Annotated in this window: 26 protein-coding genes; 12 read left to right on the top strand and 14 right to left on the bottom strand. The window is 63.8% G+C overall.

Translation table 11 applies throughout. The features are described from left to right. Positions 1 to 31: 31 nt before the first annotated feature. Complete coding sequence (locus AC1DWQ_RS14640; protein WP_477670297.1) at positions 32 to 1,576, bottom strand: YifB family Mg chelatase-like AAA ATPase; 1,545 nt, start codon at positions 1,574 to 1,576, stop codon at positions 32 to 34. Positions 1,577 to 2,157: 581 nt separating this feature from the next. On the opposite strand from AC1DWQ_RS14640, the gene glnK reads away from it, so the two are divergent. From glnK to glcF, 6 genes are all read left to right on the top strand, one after another. Then, positions 2,158 to 2,496 carry a P-II family nitrogen regulator gene (glnK, locus tag AC1DWQ_RS14635; RefSeq protein WP_007873831.1) on the top strand — a complete coding sequence of 113 codons (339 nt, stop codon included), beginning with the start codon at positions 2,158 to 2,160 and terminating at the stop codon, positions 2,494 to 2,496. 32 nt (positions 2,497 to 2,528) lie between these two features. Then, positions 2,529 to 4,067, top strand: a complete 1,539-nt coding sequence (locus AC1DWQ_RS14630; RefSeq protein WP_477670296.1) for an ammonium transporter — start codon at positions 2,529 to 2,531, stop codon at positions 4,065 to 4,067. Positions 4,068 to 4,293: 226 nt separating this feature from the next. Next, a complete protein-coding gene (locus AC1DWQ_RS14625) occupies positions 4,294 to 5,220 on the top strand; it encodes an SMP-30/gluconolactonase/LRE family protein (RefSeq protein ID WP_477670295.1) in 927 nt (308 codons plus the stop codon). An 82-nt stretch (positions 5,221 to 5,302) separates the two neighbouring features. Continuing rightward, on the top strand, positions 5,303 to 6,424 hold the full coding sequence (gene glcE, locus AC1DWQ_RS14620; protein WP_477670294.1) for a glycolate oxidase subunit GlcE: 1,122 nt from the start codon (positions 5,303 to 5,305) through the stop codon (positions 6,422 to 6,424). A gap of 3 nt (positions 6,425 to 6,427) precedes the next feature. Continuing rightward, entirely contained in the window at positions 6,428 to 7,204 is a 777-nt protein-coding gene (locus AC1DWQ_RS14615; RefSeq protein WP_477670293.1) for a YoaK family protein, read from the top strand. A gap of 4 nt (positions 7,205 to 7,208) precedes the next feature. Next, positions 7,209 to 8,456, top strand: coding sequence for a glycolate oxidase subunit GlcF (glcF, locus tag AC1DWQ_RS14610; RefSeq protein ID WP_477670292.1), 1,248 nt, complete (start codon positions 7,209 to 7,211; stop codon positions 8,454 to 8,456). Positions 8,457 to 8,486: 30 nt separating this feature from the next. Here the strand turns inward: glcF and AC1DWQ_RS14605 are convergent, their stop codons facing one another. Beyond that, positions 8,487 to 8,816 (bottom strand): hypothetical protein, encoded by a 330-nt coding sequence (locus AC1DWQ_RS14605; RefSeq protein ID WP_477670291.1) that lies wholly within the window; start codon positions 8,814 to 8,816, stop codon positions 8,487 to 8,489. Positions 8,817 to 8,915: 99 nt separating this feature from the next. Here AC1DWQ_RS14605 and AC1DWQ_RS14600 point away from each other — a divergent pair, with 99 nt between their 5' ends. Further along, positions 8,916 to 9,290, top strand: coding sequence for a VOC family protein (locus tag AC1DWQ_RS14600; protein WP_477670290.1), 375 nt, complete (start codon positions 8,916 to 8,918; stop codon positions 9,288 to 9,290). 5 nt (positions 9,291 to 9,295) lie between these two features. Further along, entirely contained in the window at positions 9,296 to 9,802 is a 507-nt protein-coding gene (locus AC1DWQ_RS14595; RefSeq protein WP_477670289.1) for an EVE domain-containing protein, read from the top strand. A gap of 7 nt (positions 9,803 to 9,809) precedes the next feature. On the opposite strand, the gene AC1DWQ_RS14590 is transcribed toward AC1DWQ_RS14595, so the two are convergent. From AC1DWQ_RS14590 to AC1DWQ_RS14565, 6 genes are all read right to left on the bottom strand, one after another. Beyond that, positions 9,810 to 10,340 (bottom strand): N-acetyltransferase family protein, encoded by a 531-nt coding sequence (locus tag AC1DWQ_RS14590; protein WP_477670288.1) that lies wholly within the window; start codon positions 10,338 to 10,340, stop codon positions 9,810 to 9,812. 3 nt (positions 10,341 to 10,343) lie between these two features. Next, positions 10,344 to 10,928, bottom strand: a complete 585-nt coding sequence (locus AC1DWQ_RS14585) for a helix-turn-helix domain-containing protein (protein ID WP_477670287.1) — start codon at positions 10,926 to 10,928, stop codon at positions 10,344 to 10,346. A 49-nt stretch (positions 10,929 to 10,977) separates the two neighbouring features. Beyond that, positions 10,978 to 11,328, bottom strand: a complete 351-nt coding sequence (locus AC1DWQ_RS14580; protein WP_477670286.1) for a hypothetical protein — start codon at positions 11,326 to 11,328, stop codon at positions 10,978 to 10,980. A 7-nt stretch (positions 11,329 to 11,335) separates the two neighbouring features. After that, the gene (locus AC1DWQ_RS14575; protein WP_477670285.1) at positions 11,336 to 11,914 is read right to left on the bottom strand and encodes a GNAT family N-acetyltransferase; all 579 of its coding nucleotides are present in this window, start codon (positions 11,912 to 11,914) and stop codon (positions 11,336 to 11,338) included. A 61-nt stretch (positions 11,915 to 11,975) separates the two neighbouring features. Beyond that, positions 11,976 to 12,668, bottom strand: coding sequence for a penicillin-insensitive murein endopeptidase (locus AC1DWQ_RS14570; protein WP_477670284.1), 693 nt, complete (start codon positions 12,666 to 12,668; stop codon positions 11,976 to 11,978). Positions 12,669 to 12,678: 10 nt separating this feature from the next. Further along, positions 12,679 to 13,164 (bottom strand): hypothetical protein, encoded by a 486-nt coding sequence (locus tag AC1DWQ_RS14565; RefSeq protein ID WP_477670283.1) that lies wholly within the window; start codon positions 13,162 to 13,164, stop codon positions 12,679 to 12,681. 46 nt (positions 13,165 to 13,210) lie between these two features. Between AC1DWQ_RS14565 and AC1DWQ_RS14560 the strand changes: the two genes are divergently transcribed. Then, positions 13,211 to 13,903, top strand: coding sequence for a helix-turn-helix transcriptional regulator (locus AC1DWQ_RS14560; protein ID WP_477670282.1), 693 nt, complete (start codon positions 13,211 to 13,213; stop codon positions 13,901 to 13,903). Positions 13,904 to 13,920: 17 nt separating this feature from the next. Here the strand turns inward: AC1DWQ_RS14560 and AC1DWQ_RS14555 are convergent, their stop codons facing one another. From AC1DWQ_RS14555 to lplT, 3 genes are all read right to left on the bottom strand, one after another. After that, positions 13,921 to 14,415 carry a glutathione peroxidase gene (locus tag AC1DWQ_RS14555; RefSeq protein ID WP_477670281.1) on the bottom strand — a complete coding sequence of 165 codons (495 nt, stop codon included), beginning with the start codon at positions 14,413 to 14,415 and terminating at the stop codon, positions 13,921 to 13,923. A 135-nt stretch (positions 14,416 to 14,550) separates the two neighbouring features. After that, complete coding sequence (locus tag AC1DWQ_RS14550) at positions 14,551 to 15,486, bottom strand: DMT family transporter (RefSeq protein WP_477670280.1); 936 nt, start codon at positions 15,484 to 15,486, stop codon at positions 14,551 to 14,553. Continuing rightward, positions 15,486 to 16,766 (bottom strand): lysophospholipid transporter LplT, encoded by a 1,281-nt coding sequence (lplT, locus tag AC1DWQ_RS14545; RefSeq protein WP_477651481.1) that lies wholly within the window; start codon positions 16,764 to 16,766, stop codon positions 15,486 to 15,488. Before lplT ends, AC1DWQ_RS14550 begins: the two co-directional genes overlap by 1 nt. A 189-nt stretch (positions 16,767 to 16,955) precedes the next feature. On the opposite strand from lplT, the gene alr reads away from it, so the two are divergent. From alr to AC1DWQ_RS14530, 3 genes are read left to right on the top strand one after another with little or no spacing between them, the layout of a single operon-like run. Then, the gene (gene alr, locus AC1DWQ_RS14540) at positions 16,956 to 18,050 is read left to right on the top strand and encodes an alanine racemase (protein ID WP_477670279.1); all 1,095 of its coding nucleotides are present in this window, start codon (positions 16,956 to 16,958) and stop codon (positions 18,048 to 18,050) included. A 39-nt stretch (positions 18,051 to 18,089) separates the two neighbouring features. Beyond that, positions 18,090 to 18,551 (top strand): RDD family protein, encoded by a 462-nt coding sequence (locus AC1DWQ_RS14535; RefSeq protein WP_477670278.1) that lies wholly within the window; start codon positions 18,090 to 18,092, stop codon positions 18,549 to 18,551. A gap of 50 nt (positions 18,552 to 18,601) precedes the next feature. Beyond that, positions 18,602 to 19,069, top strand: coding sequence for an N-acetyltransferase family protein (locus tag AC1DWQ_RS14530; protein ID WP_477670277.1), 468 nt, complete (start codon positions 18,602 to 18,604; stop codon positions 19,067 to 19,069). A gap of 18 nt (positions 19,070 to 19,087) precedes the next feature. Here the strand turns inward: AC1DWQ_RS14530 and AC1DWQ_RS14525 are convergent, their stop codons facing one another. From AC1DWQ_RS14525 to AC1DWQ_RS14515, 3 genes are all read right to left on the bottom strand, one after another. After that, positions 19,088 to 19,981 (bottom strand): NAD(P)-dependent oxidoreductase, encoded by an 894-nt coding sequence (locus AC1DWQ_RS14525; RefSeq protein WP_477670276.1) that lies wholly within the window; start codon positions 19,979 to 19,981, stop codon positions 19,088 to 19,090. A gap of 47 nt (positions 19,982 to 20,028) precedes the next feature. Continuing rightward, positions 20,029 to 21,003, bottom strand: a complete 975-nt coding sequence (locus tag AC1DWQ_RS14520) for a 2-dehydropantoate 2-reductase (RefSeq protein ID WP_477670275.1) — start codon at positions 21,001 to 21,003, stop codon at positions 20,029 to 20,031. A gap of 138 nt (positions 21,004 to 21,141) precedes the next feature. After that, entirely contained in the window at positions 21,142 to 22,128 is a 987-nt protein-coding gene (locus tag AC1DWQ_RS14515; RefSeq protein ID WP_477670274.1) for a Bug family tripartite tricarboxylate transporter substrate binding protein, read from the bottom strand. Positions 22,129 to 22,210 lie beyond the last annotated feature (82 nt).

The raw sequence follows: 22,210 nt of genomic DNA, 5'->3' as shown, positions 1-22,210 counted from the left end.
GTCGGGCTTTTGCGCGGCTCGGCGGCCCTGGTCAATGGGCTGCCTTGAGCGCCCGACGGTACTGCACGGCTTCCGCGACGTGGACGACCTGGACGGCCTGTGCGCCTGCGAGGTCGGCAATTGTCCTGGCCACTTTCAGGCAGCGATGGATGCTGCGGCCTGACCACCCCAACCGCGCTGCTGCGGTGTTCAGGAATTTCGCGGCTGCGTCATCGAGCTGGCATTGCGCATCAATGGCCTGGCCTTCCAGCGCCTGGTTGGTGGTGCCCTGCCGGGCAATAGCACGATCACGTGCCGTGGCAACCCGGGCCCTGATAACGGCAGTGGCTTCGCCCGGCGGCGCGTTGACCAGTTCATCGGCTGCAAGCGCACCCACCTCAACATGCAGGTCGATGCGGTCCAGCAGCGGGCCGCTGAGCTTGCCCTGGTAACGCGACACCTGTTCGGGCGAACAACGGCAAGCCCGCAAGCTCGAGCCGAGGTAACCGCAGGGGCAAGGGTTCATCGCTGCGACCAGCTGAAAGCGCGCCGGGAACTCGGCGCGCTGGGCGGCTCGCGAAATGGTGATGGTGCCGGACTCCAGCGGTTCACGCAGGGCTTCCAGGGCTGCCCGCGGAAACTCCGGGAGTTCATCCAGAAACAGGATGCCGCGGTGCGCCAGGGAAATTTCACCAGGCCGCGGCGGGGAACCACCACCGACAAGCGCAACGGCGCTGGCCGTGTGGTGCGGCGCGCAGGTGGGGCGTATCGCCCATTTGTCCAGCGTGAACCGGCCGCCCAATGACGCCACCGCTGCGCTTTCCAGTGCTTCTTCGGTGGTCATGGCCGGCAGCAGGCCTGCAAAGCGCTGTGCCAGCATGGATTTTCCGGAGCCTGGGGCGCCCATCATCAGTACGCTGTGCCCGCCGGTCGCGGCAATTTCCAGGGCGCGCCGGGCCGCCGCCTGGCCTTTGACGTCGGCCAGATCAGGATATGGGGACTGCCCCGAAGGCACGATCGGCTTGACGCGAGACCAGCCTTCCCCTGCTTCAGTCGGGGTGTCGCCCGGCAAAAATTGCCTCACCACATCGAGCAAATGGTGCGCCTGAAAGATTTCGGCGCCGGGGACCAACGCTGCTTCCTGGGCACTGGCCTCTGGCAGAACCAGCTTCGGCAATTTCTCGGCGGCAAGCCGTGCCGGGCGCGCCAGGGCGAGGCTCATGGCAAGCGCTCCCCGAATGGGACGCAAGTCGCCGCCCAGCGACAACTCGCCGGCGAACTCATAGCCTTCCAGTTTGCGGGCGTCGATCTGGCCGCTGGCCGCCAGGATTCCGAGCGCGATGGGCAGATCGAAACGGCCGGAATCCTTGGGAAGATCAGCGGGTGCCAGATTGACCGTAATGCGTTTATTGGCGGGAAATTCCAGTCCGGCGTTCTGGATGGCCGAGCGCACGCGTTCACGCGCTTCCTTGACTTCCGTTTCCGCAAGCCCGACCAGCGTAAAGCTGGGCAAACCGTTGGCAAGATGCACCTCCACCTGCACGGGCCTTGCTTCCAGGCCCAACAAGGCGCGGCTATGCACTAAAGACAAGCTCATTCGAAACTTCCTCCCTCAGAGGCGGCATCACAACTGAACCCGAGGCCATCCCGGGTTGCAGGTGCACCATACCTTCACCTAAGACGAGTATCGCCTAGCGAGAGAAGCCACCCGCTGGTTCACCAGAAAGGTGTGCCCCGCTGCATCCGATAGTGGCACTCACTTTCGTCCCGTGCACTTGCCTGGTTGTGTCAGTACCAGGATCCGCCGTGGCATTCTTGCCGCCGATCTCCTGGTGCTGGCCGTCCCAGAAACGAACGTTGCAGAAGACCGCCGTGCACTAAAGACAGGCTTGGTGATGCCTTTTTAGCTTAATGCTCCAAAATTGTGCGCTTGATTGCCCTTTATTGGTGCATCGTATCCGGCGCGATTCGCGGAGGTTCGCTCGAAGTTCAGGGGCGGGCCGGTCATCCATGCAAAGCGTCTTTGGCACGTTACCTGCTAAGAAGTCCACGCAAGTTGCCAACCTTTGGAGCTTCTACGGAGACTCCATCAGCAATGACTCGTACAAAAGCCTTAATCCGGCTGAGGTGGTGCTTGACGATGCTGCTTCCCTATTCATCCCTGGAGGAACCCTGAAAATGAAACTCGTAACGGCCATCATTAAACCGTTCAAGCTGGACGAAGTGCGTGAAGCGCTTTCCGGCATTGGCGTGCAAGGCATTACTGTGACTGAAGTCAAAGGCTTCGGCCGCCAGAAAGGCCATACCGAGCTGTACCGCGGTGCAGAGTATGTCGTCGATTTTCTGCCCAAGGTCAAGATCGAAGCAGCAGTCTCCGACGATCTGGTGGATCGCGTGATTGAAGCGGTTGAGGGCGCCGCCCGCACCGGCAAGATCGGCGACGGCAAGGTTTTTGTTTACAACCTCGAGCAGGTCGTGCGCATCCGTACCGGTGAAACCGGCAAGGAAGCGCTGTAAGGCTTACCCCAAAAAACGAAGAGAACATAGACATGAAAAAACTACTTGCCTCCCTTGTACTGGGACTGAGCCTGCTGACGACCGGCGCCGTGATGGCGCAGGCCCCGGCAGCTGCACCCGCCGCTTCCGCTGCAGAAGCCAAGCCGGCTGAAGCTGCTGCTTCCGCCGCCGCGCCTGCCGCAGCGACAGCACCCGCCGCTGCAGCTGCAGCCTCTGCACCGGCTGCCGCTGCGCCCGTTCCCAACAAAGGCGACACCGCCTGGATGATGGTTTCCACGCTGCTGGTCATCATGATGACCGTGCCTGGCCTGGCCCTGTTCTACGGCGGTCTGGTCCGCAGCAAGAACATGCTGTCCGTCCTGATGCAGGTCATGGTGACGTTCTCGATGATCGTCGTGCTGTGGTTTATCTATGGCTACAGCCTGGCTTTCACCGAAGGCAACGCCTTCTTCGGCGGCTTCGACCGGCTCTTCATGAAGGGCATCTGGGACAACGTCGCGGGCACCTTTGCCAATGGCGCCACCTTCAGCAAGGGTGTCGTGATCCCCGAGATCGTGTTCGCAGCCTTCCAGGCCACTTTTGCCGGCATCACCTGCGCGCTGATCGTTGGCGCCTTTGCCGAACGCATCAAGTTCTCCGCAGTGCTGCTGTTCATGGCGATCTGGTTCACCTTCAGCTATGCACCTATTGCCCACATGGTCTGGTTCTGGATGGGCCCTGACGCCTACACCGGCAAGGAAGTCGCCGACGCCATGAGCGCCAAGGGCGGTTATATCTGGCAAATGGGCGCCCTGGATTTTGCAGGCGGTACCGTGGTGCACATCAACGCCGCTGTCGCCGGCCTGGTAGGCGCCTTCTGCATAGGCAAGCGTATCGGCTACGGCAAGGAAGCCATGGCCCCTCACAGCCTCACGTTGACCATGGTTGGCGCCGCATTGCTGTGGGTGGGCTGGTTCGGCTTCAACGCCGGCTCCGCCCTGGAAGCCAACGGTTTCGCCGCCCTGGCCTTCATCAACACGCTGGGTGCTACCGCTGCCGCTGTGCTGGCATGGTGCGTCGGTGAAGCGCTGATGCGCGGCAAGGCCTCGATGCTGGGTGCAGCGTCCGGCGCTGTCGCCGGCCTGGTGGCCATCACGCCCGCAGCCGGCAACGTCGGCATCGGCGGCGGCCTCATCATCGGCCTGATCGCCGGCTTCGCCTGCCTCTGGGGTGTGAACGGCCTGAAGAAACTGCTGGGCGCTGACGACTCGCTCGACGTGTTCGGCGTGCATGGCGTGGGCGGTATTCTGGGCGCGCTGCTCACCGGCGTCTTCAACTCGCCAGCCCTGGGTGGCCCAAGCTTCGTGGGTGACTGGGTGACCGCCACGGCCGTGACGCCTGACGCTTACACCATCGCCGGCCAGGTCTGGATCCAGGCCAAGGCCGTGCTGATCACCATCGTCTGGTCCGGTGTGGTTTCCTTCATCGCCTACAAGGTGGTTGACCTCACGATTGGCCTGCGCGTCAGCGAAGAAGACGAACGCGAAGGCCTGGACATCACCTCGCACGGTGAGACCGCCTACAACCGTTAATTCATAGTCAGACGAATTCGGGCTGCCCCAGGGCAGCCCCCTGATTGAGTATCTCCTTTGGATGTTCAGCCCGCTGGCGCAAGCCGGTGGGCTGTTTTTTTTGACGCGTGCCTCGTGGGCGTTGCACGATCGCCGGGATTCGGCTGCGGGGGCCGTTTCCGGCGGCGGCCCTGCCGGTGCTAACCTTGGGTCCCTGTCCACTTTTCAGCCTTTCAAGGAACGCCGCATGACATGGCAAACCGTTGTTGCACAACCCAGTGAACTGGGTGAATCGCCGTTCTGGCATCCCGACGAGCAAATGCTGTATTGGGTTGACATTCCAGGCCGGCAGATTCACCGTTGCAACGTCTTTATGGGGACGGTGCAAAGCTGGGCCATGCCGTCGGAGCCCGGCAGCATTGCGCCGGCCCGTACACAGGGGCAAGGCAGTGGCCTGGTGATCGCATTGCGCGACGGCATTTACCGCGCCCGCGAGTGGGGCGCCGAGCTCCAGCAGCTCATGCGGGCCGGCCATGACACCAACACGACGCGGTTCAACGACGGCAAGGCCGATCCGCGAGGCCGCTTCTGGGCCGGCACGATGTATGAACCACGGGACAAGTCCGTGGCCGAGCTTTTTTCCATCGACTGCCGCAACAGCCTTGTGCCTGCGGTGGAGCGCAAGGCAGGCGGCGCCATCATTGCCAATGGCCTGGCCTGGTCGCCGGACGCCGCAACCGTGTACTGGACGGATACCCCCACGCACACCACACATGCCTGGGACTGGGATGCCGACAGCAACGCCATGGCGAACCGCCGCGTGTTCCACCAATGGCCCGGCAAGCCTGCCGGCTGGCAGTTCGGCATGCCCGGTTATGGCGGGCGGCCCGACGGCGCAGCGGTGGACATCCAGGGCAACTACTGGGTGGCCATGTTTGAAGGTGCACGCCTTCTCAAGCTGTCACCGGCAGGAGAGTTGCTGGCCGAAATTCCCGTGCCCGCGCAGTGCCCGACCATGCCGTGTTTTGGCGGTGACGACCTGCAAACGCTTTACGTCACCACGGCACGCTACAACCGCCCGGCGGCCGAACTGCAGGCTTATCCCGAGTCCGGTTGCGTGTTTTCGATGCGGGTGGATGTGCCCGGCTTGCCGGTGAACTTTTTCGAGGACTGAGCTTCGCCCTCTGAAAAAACCGAACAGGCGGCATGCAAAAAGATCAACTCCCCAGGCGCGATACCCACGTACCATCCCAGCCATGCCTTCAGATACCGATGATGTGATGGAGTCCCTGACCGGGCGGATACGCACTGCCGCTGCCGCCGGCACGCCGCTGCGTATTCGGGGTGGCGGCACCAAGGACTTTTACGGCCAATCCCTGGAAGGTGACATCCTCGACATGACGCCATACGCGGGTGTCATCAGCTACGAACCGAGTGAACTGGTCGTGACTGCGCGCGCCGGCACGCCGCTGGCCGAACTCGAGGCCTTGCTGGCGGCCCAGGGCCAGTGCCTGCCCTTCGAGCCGCCCCGTTTTGACGGTTCAGGGGCAAAAGCCACCGTGGGCGGCATGGTTGCCAGCGGCCTGAGCGGGCCAGCACGCGCCAGCGTGGGCGCGGTGCGTGATTACATGTTGGGCCTCAAGCTCATCAACGGGCGTGGCGAACTGCTCACGTTCGGCGGGCAGGTCATGAAAAATGTGGCGGGTTATGACGTCTCCCGGCTCATGGTGGGTGCCCTGGGTACCTTGGGCGTGCTCACTGAAGTGAGCCTCAAGGTGCTGCCGGTAGCGCCTGCCGAGGCCACCCTGCGCTTTGAATGCAGCCAGGCGCAGGCGCTTGACTGGCTGAATGCCTGGGGCGGCCGGCCCTTGCCGCTCAATGCGAGCTGCTGGTCTGAAGAGGCCGGCATCGGTACGCTCTGTCTGCGATTGCGCGGCGCTGTCGCCGCCGTCGAAGCCGCCTGCAAGGTGCTGGGCGGCGAGAAACAAGGCAGCGCCGAAGCTGCCGGCTATTGGCAGGACTGTCGCAACCAGCAGCACCCGTGGTTCCGGGCACGCCAGGTCGACCAGGACTTGTGGCGGCTGTCCTTGCCGCAAACGGCCCATGTTCCGGATTTGCCCGACTCGCCGCTGGTGGAATGGCATGGCGCCCAGCGATGGGTACGGGCAGGCGCGGGGCAAGCACAGGCATTGCGTGCGGCCGCTGCACAGGCTGGCGGGCATGCTACTCTTTTTATAGCTGCCGGCGCAATACCAGCAGGTTCTACAGCCCGATTTGATGCATTAAAGCCGCCATTGGACCGGATCCACCGGGACCTCAAGCGCGAGTTCGATCCCGCCGGAATCCTTAACCGCGGCCGCATGGCGGCGGGCTGGTAATTCATGCGCCGCCTGCGCCATCTCACCGGGCAGCACCGCACGCCCACCATCAACCGCCTGCTCGGCGGCGTGCTTGCGTTCAATGCCGGGGCTGTCAACGCCGGGGGCTTCCTGCTGGTCAGCATGTACACCTCGCACATGACGGGGTTTGTCTCGATCGTGGCCGACAACCTCATCCTTGGGAACCTGACACTGGTGCTGGGTGCGGTGGGCGCCTTGCTGGCCTTCACCCTGGGTGCGGCAGTGACGGCCGTGCTGGTCAATTGGGCGCGCCACCGGCACCTTCGCAGTGAGTTCGCCCTGCCGCTGTTGCTCGAGTCCGTTCTTTTGCTGGTCTTCGGCCTGCTTGGCGCAACGCTGAACCGGCAGACGCCGTTCGCCGTGCCCCTGACCGTGCTGGTGCTGGCCTTCACCATGGGCCTGCAAAACGCGCTGGTCAGCAAAATCTCGTCCTCCCAGATCCGCACCACGCACATGACCGGCGTCATCACCGACCTTGGCATCGAGCTCGGCAAGATGTTTTACTGGAACCGTACCGCCAGCTCCATCGAGTCCCGTGTGCGTGCCAACCGCATCAAGGTACGGCTCTTGGGCACCTTGCTGGCCATGTTCATTGCCGGCGGCCTGGTCGGTGCGGCCGGCTTCAAATACGTCGGTTTCATCTGGGTCGTGCCCCTGGCCCTCATGCTGTTGACCTTGTCCTTGCCGCCGCTGTATGCGGATTTCCAGCGCGCTGCCCGGCGCAAGGCCCTCGCTCTGGCCCTGAAAGAAGGGTCCTGACGCCATGCAAACCCACCTCGCCCCTGAATTCAAAAACACCGCTGACGGCCTGGAGGCTGAAGCCATCCTGCGCAAATGTGTGCATTGCGGTTTTTGCACGGCCACCTGCCCCACCTACCAATTACTGGGCGACGAGCTTGACGGCCCGCGCGGCCGCATCTACCTCATCAAGCAAGTGCTGGAGGGTGAAGCGCCCACACGCAAGACCCAGCTGCACCTGGACCGGTGCCTCACCTGCCGCAACTGCGAAAGCACCTGCCCCAGCGGGGTGGAATACGGGCACCTGGTGGATATCGGCCGCAAGCTGGTTGACGAGCGCGTGCCGCGCCCGGCCGGTGAGCGTGCCGTGCGCTGGGCTCTCAAGGAAGGCCTTCCGTCGCCGCTTTTTGCGCCCGCCATGAAAGCCGGACAAGCCGTCCGCGGCCTCTTGCCCGCATCGCTCAAAAACAAGGTACCGGCCAGGCAGGCTGCCGGCCCATGGCCCGCGCGCCAGCACGCCCGCAAGATGCTCATGCTCGAAGGCTGCGTGCAGCCCGCCATGATGCCCAACATCAATGCCGCCACGGTGCGCGTGCTTGACGCCGCCGGCATACAAACGGTGGTGGCGCAAAAAGCCGGATGCTGCGGCGCCGTCAAATTCCACCTGAACGACCAGGAGGGCGGCAAGGAAGAAATGCGGCGCAACATCGACGCCTGGTGGCCGCATGTGGAAGCTGGCGAGGGCGCGGGTGTTGAGGCGATTGTCATGAATGCTTCGGGCTGCGGGGTCACCGTCAAGGAATACGGCCACATCCTCAGGGACGATCCCGCCTACGCGGCCAAAGCCGTACGCATCAGCGAACTCACGCGCGACCTCAGCGAGCTCATGCCGGAGCTGGTCGGTGAGCTGCAGGGCAAGGTCACGGCACGAACCGGCACGCTGGCGTTTCATCCGCCCTGCACGCTGCAGCACGGCCAGCAGCTGCGCGGCGGGGTCGAGACGCTGATGGGCACATTGGGTTTTGACGTAAAGCTGGCCGCTTGCGAAGCGCACCTCTGCTGCGGTTCGGCAGGCACCTACTCCGTGCTGCAGCCCGACATCGCGTATCAACTGCGCGACCGCAAGCTCGGCAACCTGCAAGCCGCTGCACCCGAAGCCATCATCTCGGCCAACATCGGCTGCATCACCCACCTGCAAAGCGGCACGGCAACGCCGGTGCGGCACTGGGTGGAGGTGCTGGACGCAGCACTAACTCCCACGCAGGCTTCCTGAGTCCCCGATTTTCGGTTTGGGCTGTGCCGTTCAGCCGTAGACAGCCAGGCCCAACAGCTGACGGGCACCCTCAATCAGCAACGCGCCGACGCAACCGGTGAGCCCACCCCAAAAAAGCCACCACTCCTTGCGCCCCGAAAAACCGAAAGCGGCAATCACACACGAAAGTGAGATGAAAAACAGGGCTGCAAAGAATGAGTCTGGTGGAAGCAGCGCTAATATGCCGCCCGAGCGCCCGGGGCGGTAGACGTAACGCCCGGAAATCAGTATCCATACCCCGACCGCTGCAAAACTCAACGGTAACAAGGGGCCAAGGTAGCGTGAAACAAACGAGGGCTTCTTAGCAGGTTGATCTGGCATAGCGAGCCATTATCGCGATCGACAAGGGAAGGCTACTGACATCACGCTGTCAGTAGCAGGTCAGCACCATCAAGGCGTCTTCAACACAAGGAGCCTCCCATGAAAAACGCCGTCACCTGGTTTGAAATTCCCAGCACCCAACTCGACAAAGCCCAGGCCTTTTACGAAGCGGTCCTCGAGTGCAAGATGCGCCGCGAGCCCATGGGCCCGTCCGAAGGCGCGGTGTTTCCCTATGAAGCGGAGGAGGGCGTGGGTGGTGCGATCCTGGCCGGCCCCACAGCGCCTGCTCCGGCGTCCGGCGGCACCTTGATTTATCTCGATGCCTCGCCTTCGCTGGATGCCGCACTGGCGCGCGCCGTCAAGGCCGGCGGCAAGGTCGCCTTGCCGCGCCAGGCGCTGCCGCCCGGTCTGGGTTTTTTTGCGCACATCACCGACCTGGACGGCAACCGCGTCGGCCTGCACGCCGCGGCTTGAGCGTGATGGGCCGCAAGAACTGGATTGCCGTTGCGAGCGCCGAGCATGCGCGGCGCGGCTGCGGGACGCCGGGGGCTGGCTACATGCAGGTGTGCCACGGCAAATGTGGGCCGCTGAAAAAGGTGCTGGCGGGGGACCGCGTGGCCTATTACTCGCCCGCGCTGACCATGGGCGGCAAAGACAAATTCCAGCGCTTTGTCTCTATAGGCGTGGTGCAGGCCGGTGAGCCCTATGCCTTCGACATGGGTGGCGGCTTTGTGCCCTTTCGCCGCGACGTGGCTTACGTGGCCGGGCGGGAGGTGTCCATACTGCCCTGGCTGGACGAGTTCGAGTTTGTGGAAAACCGCCAGCACTGGGGCTACAAGTTTCGCTTCGGCCTGTTCGAGGTCAGCGAGCACGACATGCGCCTGGTCGCGCGGGCCGTGCATGCGGACCTTGTGGCGCTGGGCTTTGAGGCGACTGGTACCGCCGCTGCGCCTCCGCGCCCCATGGCGCTATTTCCGGAGCTGTAGGTAACGACTAGGCCAGCTCGCGGTAAAACACCGTCGTGCCCACCAGCCCGCCGCGCGGCAGCAGCGCATAGCCGGGAATCACGCCCACGCGCTGCCAGCCCAGGCGCTGGTACAGGCGTTCGCCGTTATCGCCGGTCACGGTGTCCAGCACTAGCAACGTCTTGCCGCAGTCGCGCGCCATGTTTTCTGCGGCGCACATCAAGGCCTCACCCAGGCCCTGGCGCCGGCAGCGGCGGTGCACCAGCATCTTGGCCAGGTCGGCGCGGTGCGGCTGGTTCTCGGGCTGGGCCAGCACCAGCTGCACCGTGCCGCAGATACCCCGCGCATCCTCGGCGACCAGCAACGCGCGTTCGCCCGCGGCCACGCTCCGCGCCACACCGCGCCAGAAGCCCGCGGCGCGTTCGCGCGACAGCGGGTGCATAAAACTCACCGAAGCGTCGCCTTCGACGCAGTCGATCAGCACATCGGTGAGTCCGGCAATTTGCTCGTCAGTGACGGCGGGCAGGCGCCGCGGCGACCAGGTTGTCGTGTTCGTCATAGTTCAAGCCCGTTCGGTGGCGATCACCACCGCATAGCGCGCGGGCTTTCGCGTGGGGTTGTGGAACATGGTGGGCCGGTCCAGCTGCATGGCCAGGCAGTCGCCCTCGCGCAGCGCGTGGCGCGCGTCGCCCAGCGTGATGTCGATGGCGCCTTCGAGCACCCACACCTGCTGGTGCACACGCGCATCGCGCGCGCCGGTTTCAAAGGCCACGCGCCCGCCCGGCGGGAAATGCACTTCGACGATCTGCATGGGCTGCGGCACGCCCGGCGGCGAGATGTTGCGCCGCAGGTAGCCCGAAGCCGGGTCCTGCCACTGCAGTTGCTCCGCGTGGCGCGCCACCGGGCTGGCGGGCGCCCGGGCGGCGGGTGCGTCGAACAGTGAGGCCAGCATCACGCCCAGGCCGGTGGCCAGCCGCTCCAGCACCACGGCGGTGGGGCTGCTTTCTCCGCGCTCTATCAGCGAAATCATGGAGCGGCTCACGCCGCTTTTAGCGGCCAGTGCGTCAAGCGACAGGCTTTTGGTGGCTCGCAGCTCACGCACGCGCTCGGCGATGCGCTGGTTCAGGTCGGAGGAAGATTCTGTCATGGTGGAATTATTTTCCACCATATTGGAGGTTGTGTCCAGCGCCTGATCGTTAGGCAGACATGGGCGGCTGGCCGGGCTGAAAACACATGGGCTGCTCGTCGAATGCCAGCCAGCCTGACTGGTCGCACAGACTTTGCACCAGGGCCGAATAGTCGGCCCGCAGCGAGCAGCGCATGCTCAAGGTGTCCTCCGAGGCCGGCAACTGAAATTCGATCCAGCCTTCGTCGGCCTGCATGCGGCCGGTCTGCTCGTCATCATCCCAGGCGATAGCGGGAAGCATGCGCGAGAGCGCGGCCCGCACCGCGACAGCATCGTCCAGCGGGCGCACTGTGCTGTCGTTGAGTTCATCCGGGGTCAGCGGCAACCTTGCGGGTTCGAAGAAAAGGTAGCTATAGGCCATACAGGACTTAGACAGGCTTGAGCCGCACGACAGGCCGCTGCGGCTTGCGGCGCGCGACTTCCTTGAAGCCGGCATCGTCATACATGGACTTGGCGCCGAACCACATAGCGTCGTCATGGGAGCGGCCGGGCTTGTCCACGGGATAGGCCTCGAGCAGCGTGGCGCCCTGCTTTTTGGCGTAGGCGATGGCCCCATGCAGCAGTGCCCGCGCGACACCCTGGCCGCGATATTCAGATGGCACGACAAAACAGATGACCGACCAGACGGGTTTGTCATCGACCGGCTTCATCACCGGCGAACGTTTGAGCTTGGCATAGTCTTCGCGCGGCCCCAGCGACACCCAGCCGACAGGCACCTTGCCGCGGTAGCCGATCAGGCCGGGCGGGGTGTCGCCGCGAGTGAGTTTTTTCAGGTCGGCGCGATTGGCCTGGGGGGCGGTGGTGCCCGCGGGCAGTGGCTCGCGTGCGCCGCTGCGCCGGTAATACATGCACCAGCAGCCACGCGCGACCGAACAGCCTTTGGCTAAAAACAGCGCTTCAAGATCGGGCCAGCGCTCGGGCGTGAGGGGGCGGACGGTGAGCTTCATGGGGCTGTAAGGTCGATCCGATGTTGGCACTATAGTCAAGGCATTACGCCGGCCGCAAGCGTTAGCCCGTGTTGGCTTTGCACTGGATGGCGAAATCCACGTGGTAATGCTCGTCATGGCGAACCCAGGGCTTGCCTTTCGTGAAGTTCAGGTTTTGCTTCAGGTAAGCGCCGCGCGGCGTGGCGAACAGCCGGGGCAAAAACGGCGCATCAAGAATGACCAGGGCAATGCCGGCGCCGCGCGCTTTCGCGGCCAGGTCCAGTTGGTACAGATGCTCGGCGATCGCGGGGAAGTCGATGGTGTATTCGCCGTACTGGGCGTCGGCATTGAACTCAATGTCGTAGCTGAAGCGATTGCCGATCCCCGCCGGCAGCGGTACGGATTTTCCCTGCGCGTCGCGGACCGGCACAAAGAAGTCCACGGACAGGCCGTTCTGATGCGTACGGTGCGGCCGGAAACGCCCGCCAGAAGGCCAGCCCGTTTCGCCATAGACATAGGTGGTCGATGGGCTGGTGGCGTGGAGCGCCGCGTAGGACGCGGTGATGACGTCCGCGACCTTGGCATGCACATGCGTGCGGCCTGCCGTGGCGGCCATCGCGCTGTAAGCCGAGAAGTTGGGGCCGCTGGTCGGCAGCTTGACGCTGCCTTCGATGCGGCCCTTGCTGACCGTGCCGAAGCATTGGCTGTCGGCGGCAAGGGCTTGGACGGACAGGGTCGCCAGCATTGCGGCGATCAGGCAAGCGAGCTTATGCATGGAAGATCAGTTACCAGGCCCCGCGACCATACGAAACAGCAAGCGCGCCAAGAGTAAGTGAGCCGGCCACAAGGCCTCCCAGCGCCAGCCACTCAGCGGTGTTGAAATCCTTGAACGGAGGATCGAATGGGTTCAGGGCCTGCCACCACTTCTTCCCGAGCCGCCTGCGGTTCAGATAGAGCAGTAAATTTCCGCCGCCGACCCAGAGCACCGCTATTAACGAGAGCAGGATCAATTGACCGGGTGGCATGCTTGCCAGGACATCCTTAGCCGTCGGGATCGTGGATGGCGGTGCTGAGGCTTCCGGTATGAGACCGGCAGCCTTGGCCAGGAGGAAGGTCAACAGCATAGGCGCCACAAAGAGCGCCATGTTCTTCCAATAGACCGACTGCGTCTGGGCTCGCACCATGCGGAACCATGCGACGGGCGCGATCACCAGGGTTGCCACGATTGCGACGCAAGCGAGAATTTGAAGAAGCAGTTGCATGGTGATCACGGTTTGCACTATAGCCGGGTGGGCGCTCCCCTATCATCTGCAAACCATGCGCCGCGCCGACCGCCTTTTCCATCTCGTCCAGCTGATTCGCGGCCGCCGCCTGAGCACGGCGGAGTTCCTCGCCAAGCGGCTCGAAGTTTCCGAGCGCACGATTTACCGCGATGTGGCCGACCTGCAGCACCAGGGTGTGCCCATCGAAGGCGAGGCCGGCGTCGGTTACCGGCTGGGCGCGGGGTTTGATTTGCCGCCCTTGATGTTCACGCAAAAGGAAGCCAATGCGCTGGCCGCGTCAGTGCGCCTGGCGCAGGCCTGGCTGGACCCGGCTATGGCGGGTGATGCGGAGGCCGCCTGGGGCAAGATTTTTTCGGTGCTGCCGCCCGCGGCGCGCACAGCGGCCGAAGGCGTGCCGCTGTATGCGGTGGTGATCAATCCGGATGAGGCCATGCAGCGTAGCCTGCAGCTTTTGCGCGAAGCGGTGCATGCGCGTTGCAAGGTGGATGTGCGCTACCTTGATGCGGCCGGGCGTGAAAGCCGGCGCGTGCTCTGGCCGCTGGGCTGTTTTTACTGGGGCAGCGTCTGGACGCTGGGCGCCTGGTGCGAAGCACGGCAGGACTTCCGCAACTTTCGCGTGGACCGCATGGCCGCGATCAACGTGCTGGACGAGCGCATGGGCCATGAGGCCGGCCGTACGCTGGCGGATTATTTGCGGGCCGTCAAAGCCGGCCCCAAACCCCCTTGACGTGGGGCGCTGGCGGCTCAGGCCGCTAGCGCAGCCTCGATGTCCTTGGCCAGGTCTGCTGGCTTGTCGCTGGGCGCATAACGCCGTATGACTTTCCCGTCCTTGCCGACCAGGAACTTGGTGAAGTTCCATTTGATGGACTTGATGCCCAGCAGGCCGGGCGCCTCGGCCGACAGCCACTGGTACAGCGGGTGGGCGGCGGGGCCGTTGACGTCGATCTTGGACATCATGGGGAAACTCACGCCGTAGTTGACCTGGCAGAACTCGGCGATCTGGTCGTCACTACCGGGGTCTTGCGAGAGAAACTGGTTGCTGGGAAAACCCAGGACCGCCAGGCCTTTGCCGGCATATTGTTTGTACAGCTCTTCCAGCCCGGCGAACTGCGGCGTGAAGCCGCATTTGCTGGCGGTATTGACGATGAGCATGACCTTGCCCCTGAAAGCATCGAGTGCGACGTCTTTGCCTGTGATGTCTTTGGCCTGGAAGTCGTAAACCGTTTTTGCTGCGCTCATGGTTGTCTCCTGTGTGAACTGCCATTGAAACATGATGCAATTTCCCGCCGGGCCGCCCCAAGGGAAATTAGCCCCCCTCTTCTTGTGCAAGGGGCAGCGCATTACGCGCTAGCGAAAAGCGTGGGGGCTCTTATTTCAGTGCGATTCTGCACCGCCGGGCGCGGTTTGGGGTGTCGCCGATGGTGCGATGGCCGCCAGCACCGCGGCCAGCACGATCAGGCTGCCGCCCAGCAGCACACGCGGCGTAAGTTCGGCCGCGCCCAGCGCGGCCGACGACAGGCTGGCAAACAGGATTTCAGTCAGCATCACGATGGCGGTTGTGCCTGCAGCCAGCCGCGCCGCGCCATACTGCAGACCCGCATTGCTGGCCATGAAGGCCAGGCTGAGCGCCAACACTACCGGAATGCCCGCTGCAGCCAGTGCCGGCGCAGGCACCAGCAGCTGCGACATGCCGAGCAGCGCGGCGCCGGCCGCCATCAGGCCGCTACCCCCAAACATGGCCAGCATGCGTGATTCGCTGGGGGTGTGGTTGTACTTGCGCAGCACGGCGTTGGTCACGGCAAAACTGAAGCCGCCCATGATGGCCAGCCAGTCGGCGCCGCCTTGGGGGATGGGCCACGGCGAGTCGGGCGACTTGAGCACGATCAGCACGCCCGTCATGGCCAGCAAGAGGCGCAGCAGCGAGGCGGCCGAGGGCTTTTCGCCCAGCATGACCCAGGCCACCAGCACCGACCAGGCCGGCATCAGATAAAACAGCAGCACCACACGCACCACGTCACCCACTGTCACAGCCCAGTTGAATCCGACATTGGTGAGGCCCGAAGCCGCCGCCAGGAACCACAGCTGGGGATGCGCAACAAAACCACGCCAGGCGGTGGGGCGCAGCGTAAGCAAACCGGTCACCACGACCGCGTAAACCAGCGCCGTGGTCCACAGCGGGTGCAGGCCATGGCCTTGCAGCTGGCGCAGCGGCCACCACGAAACGCCCCAGACGAACGCATTCAGCGTGAGCGCGAGAACGGCTTTTGACGTGCCGCCGCGTACGGGAGCACCGGGAGCATCGGCCAGCATCAGTGCGATTTATCGCTGCGGGCGATGCTCAGCAGGTGGTCCACCTGCTCTTTGTATTTGACGGTGTTGCGCTTGTGCCAGCGCTGGATCACCCACATGAAGCCTGCCACCACTACGCCAAAGGCTGTGATGGCGCCGAAGGCCGACAGGCCCATGCCGGTGGAGAGGCTGTAGAAAGCCCCCAGGCTCAAAATGCAGGCCTGTTCGTTGAAGTTCTGCACGGCGATCGAGCGGCCCGCGCCCATGAGGTTGTGGCCGCGGTGCTGCAGCAGCGCGTTCATGGGCACGACCAGGAAGCCGCCCAGGCCACCCAGCAGGATCAGGAAAGGTGCGGCCACCCAGACATTGCCGATGAAGTTCATCAAGATGACCAGAAGGCCCATGGCAATACCTAGTGGCATCACGCTGGTGGCCTGGTCCAGCCGCATGCGCATGGAGGCCAGCACGGCACCGACGGCGGTTCCGATGGCGACCACACCGACCAGGGACGAGGCCTGCGTCGTGCTGTAGCCCAGGGCGGCCGCGCTCCAGGCCAGCACGATGTAGCGCAAATTACCCGACACGCCCCAAAACAGGGTGGTGGTCGCCAGGGAAATCTGACCCAGCTTGTCGCGCCACAAGGCTGAGTTGCAGTTCCAGAAATCGGGCAGTAGCTCGAGCTTGTTGCGCGGCATGGGCCGCATCTCCACGCCGGTGTCGGGGATGCGTGTGTTGAACCAGGCCGCGATGATGTAGAGCAGGATCAGCACGGAAATCGCGGCTTCAGGGGCGGTGTCGATGCCGGTAGTGAAAATGGGAAAGTCAAACGAAAGCAATAGCGACGACACTGAATGGCCCACGAGCTGGCCGCCCAGCAAAACGCCGAGGATGATGGAGGAAATCGTCAAGCCTTCAATCCAGCCGTTGGCCTTGACCAGCTGCGAAGCCGGCAGGAGTTCGGTGAGGATGCCGTATTTTGCGGGGGAGTAAGCCGCCGCCCCGAGCCCGACGATGGCATAGGCCAGCAGCGGATGGGAGCCAAACAGCATCATCAGGCAGCCGATGACCTTGATGGCATTGCTGACAAACATGACGTTGCCTTTGGGGCGGGCATCGGCAAAAGCCCCCACAAAAGGCGCTAACACCACGTAAAAGAGCGCAAACATGGGTACCAGCGCCGCCGGTTGCCATTTGGGCGCGCCGCTGGTTTTCAGCAGCTCCACGGCGGCCACAAACAGCGCGTTATCAGCCAGCGAGCTGAAAAACTGGGCCGCCATGATGGTGTAGAAACCGCGCTTCATTAAACTGTTGTGGTCACTGCATCAATGCATCAGCGGATCTGATGCGGCAAGATAAGGGTGAATGTCTCCAGACGATTCCGGTTTATAGCATGGGGGGCGGTGTCAGAATGCAAAAGACCTCATCCAGAGGCCTTTCGTCCCGACGGGCCCGCCAGCCTGCCACGCTCCCGGAAAACAATTTACTGCGCCATGCCACGTCCCATTCTTGCCACCATTCACACCGCAGCGCTTGCCCACAACCTTGCCCGCGCGCGCGCTGCCGCGCCCGATGCGCGGGTCTGGGCCGTCGTCAAGGCCAATGCCTATGGTCACGGCATCGAACGTGTTTTTGATGCGCTGCGCAGCGCCGACGGATTTGCGTTGCTGGACCTGGCTGAAGCGCAGCGCCTGCGCGCGCTTGATTGGCGCGGCCCCATCCTGCTGCTGGAGGGCTGCTTCGAGGCGCGGGATCTCGAGTTGTGCTCCCGCCTGGGCCTGTGGCATACCATTCACTGCAACGAGCAGATCGACATGCTGGCTGCCCACAAGACGCAGCTGCCGCACCGTGTCTTCCTCAAGATGAATTCGGGCATGAACCGGCTGGGCTTTGCACCCGAACGCTACCGTGCGGCGTGGACGCGCCTGAATGCATTGCCCCAGGTCGAAGAGATTACGCTGATGACGCATTTTTCCGATGCAGACGGCCCGAAAGGTATCGCCGCGGCGCTGAAGGCCTTCGACGCCGTCACACACGACCTGCCGGGTGAGCGCACCCTCAGCAACAGCGCCGCCACCTTGCGGCACGGCGATGTGCTGGCCGGGCGCTCCGACTGGGTGCGGCCCGGTATCCTGGTTTACGGCAGCGCGCCCGACTTCCCCGAGCACAGCGCGGCCGACTGGGATTTGCAGCCCACCATCACGCTGTCATCGAAAATCATCGGCATCCAGGAGCTCAAAGCCGGCGATACCGTGGGTTACGGCTCCTGTTTCACGGCCGACGGCCCGCTGCGCATCGGCGTGGTGGCCTGCGGTTACGCAGACGGCTACCCGCGCCACTGCAGCACAGGTACGCCGATGCTGGTGAATGGCGTGCGCACCAGCATGGTGGGGCGCGTCAGCATGGACATGATCACGGTGGACCTGACTCCCGTGCCCGGCGCGGGCATCGGCACCGAGGTGACGCTGTGGGGCCGCGCCTCCAGCGGCGCGGTGCTGCCGATCGACGAAGTGGCGCACGCCGGCGGCACCGTCGGTTATGAGCTCATGTGCGCGGTGGCACAGCGTGTGCCGGCGGTGGCGGACTGAATCCGCTGTGACTGCAAACTTGTTCAGGAAAAAAGAACCATGGAAACATCAGAACTTGAATATGCCGGCTTCTGGATACGCGTCTGGGCATCGCTGATTGATACCGTGTTGTTCTGCGTGCTGATCTTCCCGCTGCTGACGGTCATCTACGGCACCGCTTACTGGAACAGTACAAAGCTGGTTCAGGGGCCGGCGGATTTCCTGATCTCATGGGTTATTCCGGCTGTGGTGGTCGTGGGCTTCTGGATCGTTCGGCAGGCGACACCCGGGAAAATGGCGATTGCTGCCCGCATCGTGGACGCCAGGACCGGCCTCAAGGCCACGGCAGGCCAGTTCGTCATCCGCTACGTCGGTTATGTGCTGTCCACCATTCCCTTTTGCCTGGGTTTTTTCTGGGTGGCTTTCGACGCCCGCAAGCAGGGCTGGCACGACAAGCTCGCCGGCACGGTTGTCGTGCGCGACAAGGCCGGCACTACCCAGCCTGTCGCGTTCAACGGCTGATACCCGCTCTCTCCGGCATCAACCCTGCCTGCCATCATCAAGAGGTGCCCATGCCAGTGGCTTCATCCATCACCGTTCGTCCCATAGCGCCGCAGGATTTCGAGGCCTGGTTGCCCCTTTGGCTGGGCTACAACAAGTTCTACGGCCGATCCGGTGAGACGGCGCTGGCTGACGACATCACCGCAATGACCTGGTCGCGCTTTTTTGATGCGTATGAGCCTGTCCACGCTCTGGTGGCGGAGTCTGGCGGCGAACTCGTGGGCCTCACGCATTACCTGTATCACCGTAGCACCACCCGCATTGCGCCGGTCTGTTATTTGCAGGATCTGTTCACGGCTGAAGCCGTGCGCGGCCGGGGCGTTGGCAAGGCGCTGATTGAAGCCGTGTACGAGAAAGCCCAGGCCGCCGGTTCTACCCGCGTTTATTGGCAAACCCACAAAACCAACAACACGGCCATGAGGCTGTATGACCAGGTGGCGGAAAACTCCGGCTTCGTGGTGTACGCCAAGGCGCTTTAGGCGCCGTCGAACCGCGGCTCACTGCGGCGTGATTTTCGCGCCTGTGAGTTTTTCCTGTGCCGTCACAAGGGCGGTGACAAATTTCTTGCCCTGGCCCAGCGCGCTGGCGGTGGCCAGGCTTTGGTGCACGGCCTCGCCCACGAGAGAAGGAGCATTCACCATCTCGGCCAGGTGGGTGTAGTAGCGCAGGTCCTTGCGCGCGTTGTCCAGCTCAAACTTCAGGCCGTTGAAGTCGCCGTTCAGCGTCTTGGCCATGGCCTGGAAGAGGCCCGAGTTCACCGCGCCGGCCGAAATCACTTCCACCAGCTTTTGCGGCTGAATGCCCGCCAGTGCGCCCACGGCAAAGGCCTCGGCGGTAGCCGTGCAAATTGCCTGGCCGATGAAGTTGTTGAGCAGTTTGATCACATGCCCGGCGCTGGGGCCGCCTACGTGAAAGATGTTTTCGCAATAGGCGGCCAGTACCGGCCGGATTTTGTCGAACACGGCCTGCTCTGCGCCCACCATGGTGTTGAGCTTGCCGAGCTCGGCTTCCACCGGCGTGCGCGCCAGTGGTGCATCCACCAGCGTCGCACCGCGCTCGGCGCATAGGGCGGCCAGGCGGCGTGTGGATTCGGGTTCGCTGGTGGAGGTGTCGATCACGATCAACCCGGCGCGCGCCTTTGACAGTACGCCATTGGCCCCGAGCAGGGTCTCCTCGACCTGCGGCGATCCCGTCACGCAAATAATCACCGCGTCGCACGCGCCCAATTCGGCGGGGCTGGTGGCCTGCTTCGCACCGGCGGCCAGCAGGTCGGCCACGCGTTCCGTATTGCGGTGCACGGTCAGGCTGACGTTGAATCCCTTGGCCTGCAGGTTGCGTGCAATGCCGTGTCCCATGAGGCCCGATGCGCCGATAACGCCGATGTGTTTCATGCTGTCTCCTGAAAAGTGGTTGAGAAAAAAGCCAGAAAATCTTTGGGTCAATAAAGACCCTTGACGCGTGCCTGCAACCGGGCCAGCCCGAGTAAGGCGTCGGTATAAGGTGTGGGCACGGCCGTCAGTTGCCCCAGCTCGCGCACGGCCGTCACCAGTGCGTCCAACTCGACCGGTTTGCCGGCTTCCACGTCCTGCAGCATGGATGTCCTGAATGCGCCCAGCTTGCGTGTGATGACATGTCGCTCCGCAGGGGTCTGGTTGATCGGGATGCCGATGCGCGCCCCGATTTCCTTGGCTTCGAGCATCACGCTGTGGGTGAAACCCGTCACCAGTTCATCGTCCAGGACGCGGTCCATGGTCGCGCCGGTTAGCGCGCTGATCGGGTTGGCGGTCATGTTGCCCCAGAGCTTGAACCAGATGTCTTTCTGGATCTGCCCGGACACCGGCGCTTCAAAGCCGGCTTTTTCAAGCAAGGCCGCAAGTTGCTGCACCCGGGAGGTTTTCTCGCCGGAGGGCTCACCGATGATGAGCTTGTTGCCGAAGTGGTGGTGCACCTGGCCGGGCTCATCCAGCGAGCAGCTGGCATGCACCACGCAGCCGACGATGTGCTTTGCCGGAATGGCCTGCGCCACCTCGCCGCCGGGGTCCACTGAGGTCAACTGGGTGCCTTCAAGCGTCCCGCCGAACCCCTGCAAAAACCACCAGGGCACGCCATTCATGGCGGTCAGGACCATCGTTTCAGGGCCAATCAGCGGCGCGATCCGGCGCACCACCTCGGGCAGCGAAGGCGCTTTGACGGCCAGCACCACCAGGTCCTGCACGCCGAGGTCGGTTGGCGAGGCGCTGGAAGCCACGGCTTGCGACGTGATCTTGCCGCCCTGGTTCAGCCGCAGCCCGTGCAGCTGCAGGGCATCGAGCGTAGCGCCGCGCGCTATCACGCTGACGCGGCAACCTGCGTGAGCCAGCCCGTGGCCTATCCAGCCGCCAATGGCACCGGCGCCATAAATACATACCTTCATTGTTTCATGTCTCCATTTCCAAATTCCAAAAGCGGAAGGCCAGCAGGGGCCGCGGAACCGGCTTTGCCGGGCCGCAGGCGCAGCGCCCCCTCGGGGGGCAGCGCAGTACGCGAAGCGACAAGCGTGGGGGCTCTACTTCTAACCTTCAGGTGTAAAACCCACCGCCTTGACCAGCGGGCCCCATAACTCGGTGTCGGCCTTGAGCATGGCGGCCAGCTGTGCGGGCGAGGTCGGCGCTGCTTCCAGATAAGACACGGCCAGGCCGTCAATCACGTCCTGTGAGGCCAGCGCGGAGCGGATGCCGGCATTCAGGCGCTGCACCACATCCTGCGGCGCTTTGGCGGGCAGGAAGAAGCCGAACCATTCGGTGAACGCCATGTCCTTGAAGCCTTGCTCCAGCAGCGTCGGCGTGTTGGGGGTGAAACGACTACGTTTGGGGCCGCTGGTCGACAGCAGGCGGCACTTGCCCGATGCGACATGCTGGGTGAACTCGCCGGTAGGGCCCGACACGGCGGCAATCTGCCCGCCCACCATGTCCAGCACGGCTGGCTGGGTGCCGCGAAAAGCCACGTGGCGCAAGTCCACGTTGCCGGCCCGGCCCAGCAGCGCGCCGATGAAGTGCGGCGATGAGCCGGCGGCCGGTGAGCCGAAGTTGGCCTGGCCTGGGTTGGCCTTGCACCAGGCAAGAAAGTCCGGCACGTTTTTGACGCTGGCCGGCACCAAGGGGCCGACGGCGAAGCCGTAGTCGAAGATCGCGCCGGCAGATACCGGGGCCAGGTCGGCGACCGGGTCGTACGGCAGTTTCTTGTAGGTGTGCGGGTAGATGCCCAGCATGGACATGGGCGTCAGCAAAACGGTAGCGCCGTCGGGCGCGGCGGATTTGACGAACTGCACGGCGATTTGCCCGCCCGCGCCGGTCTTGTTTTCCACCACGGCGCTTTTGGCATATCCGGGGTGCAGCTTGTCGGCGACGCGGCGCGACACGATATCGGCGGTGCCGCCGGGCGCGAAGCCGACGATGACCTTGGTGCTTTCAAGGGCCTGGGCCCAGGCGCGCTGGCCGATGCCTGTGAGCAGTGCTGCAGCACTGGATGACTGGATGAGCTGGCGGCGCGAAATGTTCATGGTGTGTCCTCGTGAATCGGTGGGGGCTGCCGTGGCGCCGTGGCGGGCACGAAAAAGCCATTGTTGTGCAAGATGCGATTTT

It is taken from the genome of Polaromonas sp. P2_G11 (assembly GCF_056403595.1).
This window is presented reverse-complemented; position numbering and strand designations above follow the sequence as displayed.